Origin of the sequence: Lachnoclostridium sp. An76, assembly GCF_002161355.1 — a bacterium.
GTDB classification, from domain to species: Bacteria; Bacillota; Clostridia; order Lachnospirales; family Lachnospiraceae; genus Mediterraneibacter; species Mediterraneibacter caccavium.
Genome location: NZ_NFHL01000005.1, coordinates 31,691 through 44,808 on the forward strand (window position 1 = coordinate 31,691; position 13,118 = coordinate 44,808).

General features: G+C 53.2%; 9 protein-coding genes and 1 pseudogene. 1 reads left to right on the forward strand and 9 read right to left on the reverse strand.

Translation table 11 applies throughout. The features are described 5' to 3' along the window. Positions 1-106: 106 nt before the first annotated feature. The 9 genes and pseudogenes from phnX to B5G27_RS10070 all read right to left on the reverse strand — a co-directional run bounded on the left by phnX (position 107) and on the right by B5G27_RS10070 (position 12,439). The gene (phnX, locus tag B5G27_RS10025; RefSeq protein WP_206608992.1) at positions 107-880 is read right to left on the reverse strand and encodes a phosphonoacetaldehyde hydrolase; all 774 of its coding nucleotides are present in this window, start codon (positions 878-880) and stop codon (positions 107-109) included. Next, positions 867-1,973, reverse strand: coding sequence for a 2-aminoethylphosphonate--pyruvate transaminase (locus tag B5G27_RS10030; RefSeq protein ID WP_087178923.1), 1,107 nt, complete (start codon positions 1,971-1,973; stop codon positions 867-869). The genes phnX and B5G27_RS10030 overlap by 14 nt, the downstream gene beginning before the upstream one ends. Positions 1,974-2,105: 132 nt before the next feature. Beyond that, positions 2,106-4,866: pseudogene (locus tag B5G27_RS17070) on the reverse strand (extracellular solute-binding protein). 13 nt (positions 4,867-4,879) lie between these two features. Next, entirely contained in the window at positions 4,880-5,650 is a 771-nt protein-coding gene (locus tag B5G27_RS10045; RefSeq protein ID WP_087178769.1) for an ABC transporter ATP-binding protein, read from the reverse strand. A gap of 274 nt (positions 5,651-5,924) precedes the next feature. Further along, positions 5,925-6,812: a MurR/RpiR family transcriptional regulator gene (locus B5G27_RS10050; RefSeq protein ID WP_087178770.1), complete on the reverse strand. Its 888-nt coding sequence runs from the start codon at positions 6,810-6,812 to the stop codon at positions 5,925-5,927. Positions 6,813-7,004: 192 nt separating this feature from the next. Further along, positions 7,005-8,843, reverse strand: a complete 1,839-nt coding sequence (gene glmS / locus B5G27_RS10055; protein WP_087178771.1) for a glutamine--fructose-6-phosphate transaminase (isomerizing) — start codon at positions 8,841-8,843, stop codon at positions 7,005-7,007. A 179-nt stretch (positions 8,844-9,022) separates the two neighbouring features. Next, positions 9,023-10,759, reverse strand: coding sequence for an ABC transporter ATP-binding protein (locus B5G27_RS10060; RefSeq protein WP_087178924.1), 1,737 nt, complete (start codon positions 10,757-10,759; stop codon positions 9,023-9,025). Positions 10,760-10,903: 144 nt separating this feature from the next. Beyond that, positions 10,904-11,260, reverse strand: coding sequence for a SpoVA/SpoVAEb family sporulation membrane protein (locus B5G27_RS10065; protein WP_087178772.1), 357 nt, complete (start codon positions 11,258-11,260; stop codon positions 10,904-10,906). Between the two features lie 108 nt (positions 11,261-11,368). Then, the gene (locus B5G27_RS10070; RefSeq protein ID WP_087178925.1) at positions 11,369-12,439 is read right to left on the reverse strand and encodes a stage V sporulation protein AD; all 1,071 of its coding nucleotides are present in this window, start codon (positions 12,437-12,439) and stop codon (positions 11,369-11,371) included. A 175-nt stretch (positions 12,440-12,614) separates the two neighbouring features. Here B5G27_RS10070 and B5G27_RS10075 point away from each other — a divergent pair, with 175 nt between their 5' ends. Then, positions 12,615-13,076, forward strand: coding sequence for a SpoVA/SpoVAEb family sporulation membrane protein (locus B5G27_RS10075; RefSeq protein ID WP_087178773.1), 462 nt, complete (start codon positions 12,615-12,617; stop codon positions 13,074-13,076). Positions 13,077-13,118: the final 42 nt, after the last annotated feature.

Consider the following 13,118-nt stretch of genomic DNA (forward strand, 5'->3'; position numbering starts at 1 on the left):
AAATCAATGTTATGTTAAATCTATGTAAAATAGAAAAATGCCATATCTGCGGGCTTTTCGGATATTTTTCCCGCAGATACGGCACTTTATACATCTTTGTTTTTTATCAGCCGAGCAGATACTCTGCCAGGTCCTCGATCGTGTAGAACACTTTGTCAGCGCCCGCATCGATGAATTTCTGTGCGACCTCATCGCATCTCCTGTCCTTCTCTTCCTGGGACAGCGCTTCATACTCTTCCTGTGAAAGCCCCATCTCCGAGCTCCCCACAACAATCCCCGCGGACCAGACTCCGGCATTGCGTCCTTCTTTGATGTCCGAGATCGTGTCTCCCACTTTCAGTACGCGGCGCACCTTCTTAATATCCAGCGCTTCCATATTCCGGAAGATCATGTACGGATACGGACGTCCTTTCTGCCCGGTGGAGTCCGGGCTGAACCATACATCCGGCTCATATCCTTTTTCCTTTGCGGCCGGGACCACGATCTCCATCATCTTGTCATTATATCCTGTCGTGGATCCGATCTTGTATCCGTTCCGTCTCAGCCTGTTCACTACATCCACGACTCCCGGCTTCGGATCGGAGTACAGGTGAAGGATGCTCAGGAGTTTTTCTTCAAAGATGGCATACATCTTCTGTGCATCCTCCTCTTTCGGATCTTTTCCGTATTTTTCAATCCAGAGATTTCTGATCCTCTCCATCTTCAGCATGGTGCGGATATGATCGATCTTAAGCATCCCCATGGGCTCTCTTACTTCTTCCATAGTCGGCTCGATGCCGAACTCCTTAAACACCTCGACAAATGCCTGTACCGGCGCCATGCATCCGAAATCCACCGTTGTCCCTGCCCAGTCAAAGATCACTGCCTTAATTTTTTTCATGATTGTACTCCTCCAGAAATTCTTTCATGATCGCGCACACCTTTTCGATGTCTTCCTCATAGATCTCCCCGATGTTCCCGATGCGGAAGGTCTCAGCCTCGGTCACTTTTCCCGGATAGATGGCATATCCTCTGTCCTTGATGTATTCATACATCTGGGAGAATGTAAAGTGGCACTCCTCCGGATAGAAGAATGTGGTGATGATCGGTCCCTGGTGGGTATCATCGATATACGGGCGGATCCCCATCTCTTCCATCCTCTTGATAAGGAGACGGTTATTGTTCAGATAGCGGCGGCTCCTCGCCTCGATCCCGCCCTCTTCCTTCAGCTCTTTCATCGCCTGTGCAAAGGCAAGCACCACATGGGTCGGGGAAGTAAATCTCCATTTTCCGTCCACTTCCATTGTCTTCCACTGGTCGCAGAGGTCCAGGGACAGGCTCCTGGCATTGCCCGCGCTCGCCTCGAGCAGGTCTCTTCTCGCGATGATGAATGAGAATCCCGGCACGCCCTGGATGCATTTGTTCGCACTGCTGATGATGAAATCAATCCCCCAGTCTTTCACCGGGATATCCACACCGCCGAAGCTGCTCATCGCATCCACGATGAAGACACGGCCCTTTTCTTTCACGACCTTCCCCACTGCCTCGATATCATTAAGGATGCCGGATGTAGTCTCGCTGTGGACCATCGCCACATGGGTGATGGCCGGGTCAGCATCGAGCATCTCCGCGATCTTCTGCGCGTTGGGCACCTTATTATAGTGTTCATTATATACCTGATACTTGATCCCCGCGTGTTCCGCGATATCTGCCATGCGCTCACCGTACGCCCCGTTGGCGCAGATCAGGAGCTCGTCGTTCGCTCCCGGTATGCTGGTCAGGACGGACTCCACGCCAAAAGTACCGCTGCCCTGCATGAGCACTGCCGTATACTCCTCCGGCGACACATGGGCCAGTTCAAGAAGACCTTTGCGGATCTGCTGCGTGATCTGCTTATAATCGTCATCCCATGTACAGTGGTCAAAAAGCATCTGCTGTTTTACCGTGTCCGTAGTTGTCAGCGGTCCCGGTGTCAGTAGTTTGTATGATCTCATCTCTGTTTCCTCTTTTCTCATATATTTATTTTGTTCTTCCGTAAGATTACAGCCATATTTCAGCCCCGCCGGAAATAGCGGGGCGTGATCGTTCTCTGTCTCGCTGAAGACGCCTGTTTTTCGTAAGGCCGCTTAGATACCAGCCGCCTCTTTTGCCGCCTCGGAGATTGCCTGATGCTGCTCAAGAAGGTCTACTGTCAGCTTCTCCGGGAATACCTTCGGGTTCGCAGACTTGTTCGCAGCGTCTGTGTTCTCTCCGTTATAGATCGCATTCGGATAGTAGGACTGGAGTTCTTCTCTTCCGTTCTCGATGATGCACTGCGCCATCTCCATTGCAAGCGGGTTTGTATCGTCGCCCTTGTCTACGATAGCGATGGATTCTGTCAGGCTGAAGTTGCCCTCTGCCGGGTCGATATAGTCGATCGGGAGTCCGTCCTCCTTATCAGCCACTGCCTGCTGGCGCAGACCGAATCCGATCGCCACCTCACCTGCGCGTACTTTCTTAAGCGGCGCGGAGCCGGAATCCTCGAGGTGGTCTCCCACATTCTCATAGATGCCTGTCAGGACTTCCTCTGCCCCGTCCTCGCCGTACTCGGACACAAGCGCCTGGATCAGCAGCCACGCCGTAGAAGATGCAGCGATATCTGTCACTGATACAAAACCTTTGTATACCGGGTCAGCCAGATCTGCGATCGACTCCGGCATCGGCAGGTTATTCTCTTCCATCATCTCTGTATTTACGATGATCGTTCCCTCCTGGGATGTGATCGGCGCACAGTACGGCTCGAACTCATCGATCGTATCCACGTCAAAGTCAAGATCCACAAACATATCATTCTGCTCCTGGGCGCTCTCCACATAGAAGGTACTCATCGTCACCATATCCGCCTCGATATCCTTGCCCTCTGCCAGGAGTTTTCCACCAAGCTCGGAGGTGCCGAATGTCTGGAACATGTATTTTCCTTCATATCCGTTATTGTCAAGGGCATTCTCCATCGCTGTGATCGCCTCTTCATCCGCGTTGGAGTAGATGATCACCTGTTCGTCGGAAGATCCTGTATCGCATCCTGTAAGTCCCATGCCGGTTACCGCGACCGCTGCCGCAAGTGTAAGAGACGCTGCCCTTTTGAATGTAAATTTTTTCATAATTTTGTTTCTCCTTCTCATTTTTCATTTATTATTTTTGCTTTTTGACTGACTGTTTCATTTCCGCCGGAGCATCTCAGGCGGCTTTTTTCTTTACAGAAAATTTATAAACTTTCGCCCTGCTCTGCCTGCTCTCGCTTACCCTGGCAAGCCTGCGGAATACCGCCCTTGCGATCAGGTTCGTAAACAGGATCAGAAGCGACAGGACGAAGATTTCATTAAACTCGTTGAAATACTGTAATTCCTGTATCTTGGTCGTGATGACCATGGTCCTTGCACCGGCGATGAAGATGACGGCGCTGACCGTTACCATTGCATTTACAAAATAGTAGCTGAATACTTCCAGCAGTGTGGAGAGCGCATTGGGCGTCACCACTCTCGCGATCGTCTTCGCCCAGCTGTCTCCCATGAGCATTGCCGTTGTCTCCCATGACGCGTTCATCTTGGAAAGCGAATTCTTCATCATCAGATACGGCGTCGAGAAGTAATGGACAATGTTGCATATGATGATGATCGGGAATGTATTCTGCAGGGGTGTCCCTGTGAACACGAACAGATAGGCAAGACCGATGACCATACCCGGGATCGTGTTCGTCACAAGCGCGATACTGTCGATCACTTTCTTTAACTTCCCGCTGACCGTACTCCTCGCCGTGACAAGCGCGCCGCCGTAGGCGATCAGTGTACCCACAAAAGCTGTGATCAGCGCGACCATCACAGAATTGACGTACACGCCGTAGAGCTGCCTGTCTTCAAATACCGCCTGCACATGCTCCAGAGTGAAGTTCATCCGGTAAGGCCACTCCTCGATAAACGGCGTGATAAACATCACGACAAACATACTCAGCGCGAAGACAAGGACCGCACCGCTTAAGACCGCGAACACCGCGTCTCTCTTCACTCCCTTTTTCAGCTCGATCGGAGAGATCTTGTTGTAGCGCACATTGTATTTCTCCAGGATGTGGAGAACAGTAATGCTCACCACGGACGGGATGATCATGATCAGCGCCACCACCGCGCCGTTCCCGAAGTTCGGTATGCTTCCGAGCATCTCCGCGTAGAGGACGCTCGCCACCACTTCATACCGTCCGCCCACGGAAGCCGGGATACCGAAATCCGTAAAGCAGAGGAAAAAGGTCTGGATAAACGATGTCGCCAGCGTACCCAGCAACGGGATCACGATCGTCATGCGGAATGTCTGCAGCGGGGAATCCCCCATCAGCCTTGACACGATCATGAACCTTTTGTCAATATACCCCATGGCGTTGTTGATCAAAGTGAACGCCACAGGCAGCGTATAGACCACATATCCGAGCAGCAGCCCGTTGAATCCGTAAATGTTAAAGAGCTGCCGCCCGAAAAGCTTTGTCAGCAGCCCCTGCTTCCCGAAGGAATAGATGATCGCGAAGCCGTAGGTAATGGTCGGGAGCAGCATGGGCAGGATCGCCGCCTTGCTGATCAGCCATTTGTAGCGCTTCCCCACATTTGTATAGTGGATCGTGTAGGCGAGTATAAACGCCAGGCCGGTCGCGAGCAGGGCGCTGCATATGGAAACTACAAAGCTGTTCCCCAGTGCCCTTAAGAAACCTCTTCCGGTAAGCACTTCCACATAGTGAGCGAGCGAGGCCGGCTCGCCGTTGCCGGTGAATGACCGCACAAGCACGCTGATCATGGGCACAGCCAGAAAACCTGCGAAAAATACCGCCATCACCGCGAAGATTGCTTTAATTTCTCTGTTCTTTCTCATGGCGCGCACCTCTTCAGCCGACCTGCGCCTGCTGCGCGAGCTGTCCTGCGAACAGAGTGAAGATATTATTTTTCTTGATCTCAAGCTGGTTCAGGATGAATTTCTTCACAAACCCGTTCTCCGGCTTCTGGATGATCTCCTCCGGGCGTCCGAACTGGGCGATCTCCCCTTCATTGATGATCATGACACGGTTGGAGAGCGTGAGCGCTTCCTCCGGGTCATGGGTCACAATGATCGTCGTCAGGTTATACTGTTCCGCGATCGTCCTGATCCTGTCTTTGATAGACTCCTTGATCACACCGTCCAGCGCGCTCAGAGGCTCATCGAGCAGCAGGATCTTCGGCTTCATCACCATTGTCCTCGCAAGCGCCACTCTCTGCTTCTGCCCGCCGGAAAGCTGGCCGATCCTCTTATTTAAGTGCTCCTCAAGACCGAGCAGCCGGATCAGGTCTTCCACCTCCTCTTTCGAAGAGATCTCCGGGTTGTTCCTCAGTCCGTATGTAATGTTCTGATATACATTCAGGTTCGGGAACAGGGCGTAGTCCTGAAATACGATGTTGAACCCTCTCTTTTCCATAGGAACATCTGTGATATCTTTTCCATTATAGATGATCTGTCCGCCGTCGGAATCCACGATCCCGAGGATCAGGTTTAAGAGCGTAGTCTTGCCGCATCCGGAAGGACCTAATATAGAAACGATCTCTCCGTCCTCGATATTCAGGCTGATGTCGGTGAGCACCGGCGTGCCGTCATAGCTCTTCTTCACATTTTTCAACTCTAACATAATCCATAACTCCTCACGATGATTCTCATTGTCATTACGATACTTCTGCAAAGCCGCTGCCGGCATCCGCACCCAGGCGTCCTCCACTGCCCGGCGGTGTCCCTCACCACGAAACGTCTTTATCGCCCCGCAGCCTGCATCGGCAATTATAGCGGAGCTGTTCCCCGGTTTTCTATCAAAGAAAAATTAAGCCTTTGTAAAGAAACCGTAAACTTTACAAAGGCTTAACATATGTAAAAATGTAGAAAATCTACACTCCCGTTCTATCCCATTTTCAGTCTTTCCCGGGAGCATTCCCGCCGTATGCTTTCTCCCGCACTACTTTCTCGCAGCGCTTCAGTCTGTCCGTAAACCGGTCATAATCCAGCGAGATAATGCCCATATAGATCATATCCACGACCAGGATCTGGCACGACCTCGAAAAGATCGCATCCCCGTACATCAGCTGCTCCTGGCTGGTGCAGATCAGGATGTCCGCATATCTGCTGATGGCCGCGTCTTTAAAGTTCGTCACCGCGATCGTACGCGCGCCCGCCTTTTTCGCCGTCCTGAGGGAGTCTACGGTATCCTTTGACTCCCCGGAATAGGAGATCCCCACCGCCACATCCCCGGGCGTCAGGGCTCCCGCCGCGATCTGCTGGTGATAACAGTCGCTGAAATACCGGCAGGGCAGCCCGAGATAGAGAAGCTTTGTCAAAAGATCCAGCGCCGTAGCCTCGGAGTTTTCCACCCCGTAGATATCGATCAGCCGGGCATTTGCCAGCGCTTCCACTGTCTTCTGATAGATTTTCCCGGAGAAATTCTTTACCGTCTCCTCCAGCATTTTCTGTGTGGTCGCAGCCATATTAAAGGGAATCTCCTTCAGGGGCGTCGACTTATCCAGTGTATACCCGTACATCGGTCCTTTTCCGCCTTCTCCTGCCTCCGCCTTTTTCGCCAGCTCCGCTACGAGCCGGTAGCAGAAGTCACGGTAGCCGGAAAAGCCGGCGGATCTCAGCATCCTCAGCACCGTCGGCTGGCTGACGCCCGCATTGTGCGCCAGACGGTCTATGGACAAATCCGATATCTGTTCCATATGCTCCAGCACATAATCCGCCGCCAGCTTTTCCGAGCGCCTCAGGTCCGCGTATCCCTTTTCGATCTGTTTTCTGATATTCCCCATGGCAGATGTCCCTGTAGATTCTCTACAATTTTCCTTTCTTCCTGTACTCAGGATCTCTGAACCGATTTTATCACAAAGCCATGGGCCCGCGAATACCAAGGCATGTTAAATGTTTGTAAAAGACCGATGCTGTTCGGATGGCGGGCGTTGATCGCTCCGCATCTTTATAGCATCGGTCCTTTTGCATGCTTTTTATTCTACTGTCACGGATTTCGCCAGGTTCCTCGGCTTATCCACATCCAGGCCTTTCGCAACGCTGACATAGTATCCCATCAGCTGCAGCGGCACGATGGCCAGGCTGGTCGTAAAATACTGTTCTGTCTTCGGGACATACACAGAGAAATCCGAATTGTCCTCGATATTATAATTGCCGTACAGGGTCAGCCCCATCAGGTATGCGCCCCTGCTCTTTGTCTCCACCATATTGCTCAGCGTCTTCTCAAAGAGCGCTTTCTGCGTCACCACACCGACTACAAGAGTGCCGTCCTCGATCAGGCTGATCGTCCCGTGCTTCAGCTCTCCCGCTGCGTACGCCTCGGAATGGATATAGCTGATCTCTTTCATCTTCAGGCTTCCCTCAAGGCTGATCGCATAGTCGATGCCGCGGCCGATAAAGAAGATATCCTTTGCATTCGCATACTTGCTCGCAAACCACTGGATACGCTCCTTGTCGTCCAGTGTCTTCTGGATCTTCTCCGGGAGCCTTCCCAGCTCCGCGATCAGCTCTCCGTACCGCTCTTCGCTGATCAGTCCTTTCGCGAACGCAGCCTGGACCGCCAGCAGGTATACCGCGATGAGCTGTGTGCTGTACGCCTTAGTCGTGGCAACAGAGATTTCCGGTCCCGCGTAAGTATAGAGGATGTGATCGCTCTCACGGGCAATGCTGGAGCCCACTACATTGACAATGCCGAGCACCGGCACTCCTTTTTCCTTCGCAAGCCTCAGGGCTGCCAGGCTGTCCGCCGTCTCCCCGGACTGGGATACCACGATCACCATGGAGTCCTTCATGAGTTTTGGGTTCCTGTAGCGGAATTCTGACGCAAGATCCACCTCCACCGGGAGATCCGCCAGCTCTTCCATCACGTATTTCGCCACCATGCCCACATGGTAAGCCGAACCGCAGGCAACGATGTAGAGACGCTCCAGCCCTGCCAGCATCTCGCTGGTAAGCCCCACTTCCGAGAGGTCGATCTGACCATCCTTTACATAAGCGCCCACCGTATCCTGCACAGCTTTGGGCTGCTCGTGGATCTCCTTGAGCATAAAGTGCTCATATCCGCCTTTTTCCGCGGATTCCGCATCCCACTTGATCTCCACCATTACCTTTTGGATTTCTTCCCGGTCGATATTATAGAAATGGATCTCATCTTTGCTCAGCTCCGCGATCTCCATGTTCCCGATATAGTAGACATTCCTCGTCCTGTCCAGGATCGCGGGCACATCGGAAGCGATCAGGCAGCCGGACTCATTCTTCCCGATGATGAGCGGGCTGTCCTTCCTCGCCGCAAAGAGCCTTCCCGGGCAGTCCTTAAACATCACTCCAAACGCATAGGAACCGCGGATACGCAGCATCGCCCTTGTCAGAGCTTCAAGTGGAGTGCCTGTCTTCTTATAATAATAGTCTACCAGCTTGACTGCGATCTCCGTATCAGTCTGGGAATAAAAGCTGTACCCGGATTTCAGGAGCTTTTCCTTTAATTCCTGATAATTCTCGATGATCCCGTTATGTACGAGCACAACAGACTTGTCATCCGTGCAGTGGGGATGGGCGTTATTCTCAGACGGCTCCCCATGGGTCGCCCAGCGGGTATGGCCGATCCCACATGTCCCCGGCACTGCCATCCCTCCGTCTGTTTTCTCCGAGAGGATCTTCAGGCGTCCTTTGGCTTTCACCACTTCGATCCTGCCTGTCTCCTCATTGCGCACGGCAATACCAGCCGAGTCATATCCTCTGTATTCCAGTTTCTCAAGTCCTGAGAGCAGGATCGGAGCCGCCGGCTCCTCGCCTACAAATCCTACGATTCCACACATGTGCTGTAATCCTCCTTTGTCTGAACACAAAAAGGTGATAAAATCTTCCCTTTATTTTGAAAATCTTATCACCATATAAACGATATTCTTTCCGCTTTCCTTCAGAAAGCAAACAACCCGGTTACGGTGTTTATCATAGCATTACAGAGCGCGCTCTGTCAAGAAAAACGCATAAGGTCTTATACCTCTCGCAGAGCGCCGTCTCTGACCTCATAGATCCTGTCGCACATAGACAGCACAGTGGGCCGGTGGGTTGTAACGATACAGAGTTTCCTGCTGTCACTTTTGATGATCTGTTCCAACACCTGCTTTTCTGTCTCTGCGTCAAGGGCGGACGTCGCCTCATCCAGGAGAAGAACCGGCGCGTCCCTGAGAACCGCGCGCGCAATGGCGATCCGCTGGGCCTGCCCCTCTGAGATCCCTGCCCCGTGTTCGCCGATATAGTGGTCAAGCCCGTCCGGAAACGCGCTGACGAAATCCCATGCGCACGCCTGCTCCAACGCCCTGCGCATCTCCTCCTCTCCCGCGTCCGGCTTTACCAACCGGAGATTCTCTGCGATCGTGCCCATGAAAACCGTATTTCCCTGTGGGACATAGGAGAAGCACTCCCTGGTCGCTGCCGACAGACGGCAGGAACACATATACTCATCGGACCCATCTTTTTTCCACCGTACCTCCGCACTTCCTTCTGCCGGTTCCAGCAGTCCCAGAAGAAGACGGATCAGGGTCGTCTTCCCCTCACCGGACGGACCTATTATGGCAGCGATCTCACCGGATGCCACGTGAAAACAGGAATGGGAAAATACGTTTGCTTCGCCCTCGTAGGCAGCAGCCGCATCTCTCAGCTCAATCTTCACCGGTCCCCGGTATCTCCGCAGCTCCTCCGCTTCCGGATCTTCTGTATCCTCTTTTTCCATCCCTTCCACTGCCATAATGCGCCCTGCGGACGCTGCCGCCCTCAGGAGCGCAGGGACCATATGCACCAGATTATTAAACGCGGCGGAAAGCCCGGAAGCCAGCTGAAGGAACATTGCCATCGTCCCCACAGTGATATAACCGCCCCACAGCCGGTAGATGCTCCACCCAAAGCAGAGGTATGATACTGCCGTCCCTGCAATAGACAGATAGGACGACACAAAGATATTAAATTTGTTATAATCCATGAGACGCTCTCTGTAATATTCCTGCAGCGCGTTCATTTTCCCGCTGAATACCCCCATAAGGCCGAACGCTTTTACAGTCTGAAGATTCTGGAACGAATCGTTCTGGAAAGACATCATATCACTGCTGATCTCCCGCATCTCCCGGTTATACCGATGCATCCTGCGGATCAGCATCCTGGAAAGCAGGAGAGTCAACGGCGCGCTTACAAGCGCGAGCACCGCCATTGTCGGGTCATAATACAGAATAAGGAAAAACGCCGCCAGAAACTGAAACCCTTTCGTCAAAAGAGATGGGAGCCATCCGATCACATTCCTTGAGACAATGCCCATATCGCTGTTCAGCCGGTTCAGCAGATCCCCCGTGCTGTACAGCTGGAGTTCTTCCCAACGGGAATACAGGATCCTGCTGTACATCTCCCCACGCATTTCATTCTGCACATCCACCATAATCTTTGCCGATACGCGGCTGACCGCAGCCGAAGCGGCGATGCTGCCTGCAGCCATTGCAGCCATTGTACCCGCCATCCCGGCGAGCCGCGCAGGATCCTGGCTGAGCACCATATCAATCAGATTGCGTGACGCCACGGATACGCCAAGCCCCATTCCCGCCCCCGCAATCCCAATAACTATGTACATCAGCACCCAGAGCCTGTATTTTTTTATATACCGGTACATCCAGCGAAGTTCGCCGGATACTTCCTCAAGATATCCGGCCCGTAACTTCCTCGCTGCCTTTTTTATGAAATGTTTCATCTTTTCCCTGATCCCGCTATTGTATGATTTTTTCATATTTATCTAACAAACAATAGCATTGCGGACTCTTCCTGTCAAGTCAGGGTTTTTCACCTTTTCCGCCAAGAGTTTCCTCTGATTTCTTCCGGCGCGGGATTCCTGCACTTATTTTTTCATCCTCGGCTCAAAGATAAACGATGCAATATACCCGAAGATCAGCGCCGCTGAGATCCCGACTGCGCTCGCCTTAAATCCGCCCATGAACACCCCGATGAACCCGTGCTTGTCCACTGCTTCCTTCACTCCCTGCCAGAGGACATTCCCAAAGCCCAGGAGCGGCACTCCCGCGCCTGATCCGGCGAACTCCTGGAATGGTTTGTATATCCCGCAGAACCCCAGCACGGCTCCCGTGCATACGAGCAGGACCATGACCCGCCCCGGCATCAGTTTCGTCCGGTCCAGAAGGATCTGCACGAGCGCGCAGATCAGTCCGCCTGTCACAAAAGCTGTCACATACTCCATGTCTTTTCCACCTTTCAGATCTGTTTTTATCCGCATTATCACGTCAGCGCTGACCGGATGCCGGAAAGCCCGCAGGCGGTCTGGCGCAGTTATCTGCGAAATGATATGCTAGCAGTGCTCCAGCACGATCCCGTGGGCGATCCCCGGGACACTGGCGCCCTCGTTGAAGCTTACTGTTGACATCAATGCTCCCGTGGGGACAAACAGCACCCGCTTCCACTCTCCCTTCTCAATCTTCGGGAGCACAAAAGAGGCAAGTGTCACTGCCGCGCATCCACATCCGCTCCCCCCGGCATGAGTATCCTGCGTCTGCTGGTCAAAGATCGTCATCCCGCAGTCCAGATGCCGCTCACGGATGTCATATCCTTTCCCCCTGACCAGGTCAAACAGGATGGACTGCCCTACATATCCCAGATCCCCGGTGATGATCCGGTCATAGTCCTGCTCTGTCCTGCCCATATCTTCAAAATTCCGTACGATCGTATCCATCGCCGCCGGAGCCATGCACGCGCCCATGTTCTGGGAATCTTTGAGCCCGTAATCCACGATCTTCCCCACGGTCACACCTGAGATGCGGACATGGCTCTTCTCCTGGCGTACCTCGCTGTTTTCGTATTTATCCTGTCCGTCCCCTGGCGGTTTTTCCGCAGAGCCGACAAGGAACGCGCCGCTCCCTGTCACGGTCCAGTGTGCGGACAGCGGTCTCTGGCTCGCGTATCCCAGGGGGAAACGGAACTCTTTCTCCGCACTGCCGAAATGGCTGGAAGTCACGGCAAGCATATACTCTCCATACCCGGCGGCCGCGCTCATCGCCGCCAGGGCGAGCGCTTCCCCGGACGTGGAGCACGCCCCATACAGCCCGAACATCGGGATCTGAAGTCCCTCCACACCCATGGAAGTGGCAATCCCCTGTCTCAGCAGGTCGCCGCCGAACAGATACCGTACCGCCGCCGGCTCCACATGGGCCTTCCCCAGCGCCAGGACACAGGCTTCTTTCTGCATCGTGCTCTCCGCCTCCTCCCAGGTCTGCGCCCCGAAGAGGTCATCCTCACTTGTCATATCAAACAGTTTTCCCAGAGGTCCTTCCGCCTCCTTGCTGCCGGTCACTGACGCCGCGCTTATGAGATAAGGCGCATTTCTGAATATCAGGCTCTGGCTTCCTTTTATGGTCTCTTCCATACCGCATCCCCACCTTTTCGTCTGTCTTCGTCTGTCTGCATTTTCGTCTGTCTCATGGGTATTATGCGCATGTTTCCCAATGAATATACGGGGTATATTTTCCCGGATGATCCCGGATACTAACAAAAGACAGCTCCGCTTTTACGCGCCGGGCTGAAAGAAAGGGGAATTCTCTATGGATAAGATACAGCGTTTAAAACAGGAAAAACAATACGAAGAATATGTCAGACAAAAAACACCGAAGCACAACGTATGGCTGAACATGCTCAAAGCTTTTCTCCTCGGAGGCACCATCTGTTTCATCGGCCAGGTCATCAATCACTACTGCGAGCTGAAAAATCTGAGTACGGACGACTGCAGCAGCTGGACTTCCCTGCTCCTTGTCCTCCTGAGCGTCCTCCTCACCGGCACCGGCATCTATCCGCGCCTTGCGAAATGGGGCGGCGCCGGGGCGCTTGTTCCCATCACCGGATTTGCCAACTCTGTCGCCGCGCCGGCGATCGAATACAAAAAGGAGGGGCAGGTATTCGGCATCGGATGCAAGATCTTCACGATCGCGGGTCCGGTCATCCTGTATGGGATCTTCACAAGCTGGGGGCTTGGGGTGCTGTACTGGCTGGGGACGCTGATCGGATAATGGGCAAAACCACTGCGGACATTATAATACAGCGCCGGGGAT

Bases quoted from the DNA above. Each gene is read 5' to 3' on its own strand.
- phnX (WP_206608992.1), bottom strand. From the start codon at position 880: ATGAAAAAAATTAAGGCAGTGATCTTTGACTGGGCAGGGACAACGGTG.
- B5G27_RS10030 (WP_087178923.1), bottom strand. From the start codon at position 1,973: ATGAGATCATACAAACTACTGACACCGGGACCGCTGACAACTACGGAC.
- B5G27_RS10045 (WP_087178769.1), bottom strand. From the start codon at position 5,650: ATGTTAGAGTTGAAAAATGTGAAGAAGAGCTATGACGGCACGCCGGTG.
- B5G27_RS10050 (WP_087178770.1), bottom strand. From the start codon at position 6,812: ATGGGGAATATCAGAAAACAGATCGAAAAGGGATACGCGGACCTGAGG.
- glmS (WP_087178771.1), bottom strand. From the start codon at position 8,843: ATGTGTGGAATCGTAGGATTTGTAGGCGAGGAGCCGGCGGCTCCGATC.
- B5G27_RS10060 (WP_087178924.1), bottom strand. From the start codon at position 10,759: ATGAAACATTTCATAAAAAAGGCAGCGAGGAAGTTACGGGCCGGATAT.
- B5G27_RS10065 (WP_087178772.1), bottom strand. From the start codon at position 11,260: ATGGAGTATGTGACAGCTTTTGTGACAGGCGGACTGATCTGCGCGCTC.
- B5G27_RS10070 (WP_087178925.1), bottom strand. From the start codon at position 12,439: ATGGAAGAGACCATAAAAGGAAGCCAGAGCCTGATATTCAGAAATGCG.
- B5G27_RS10075 (WP_087178773.1), top strand. From the start codon at position 12,615: ATGGATAAGATACAGCGTTTAAAACAGGAAAAACAATACGAAGAATAT.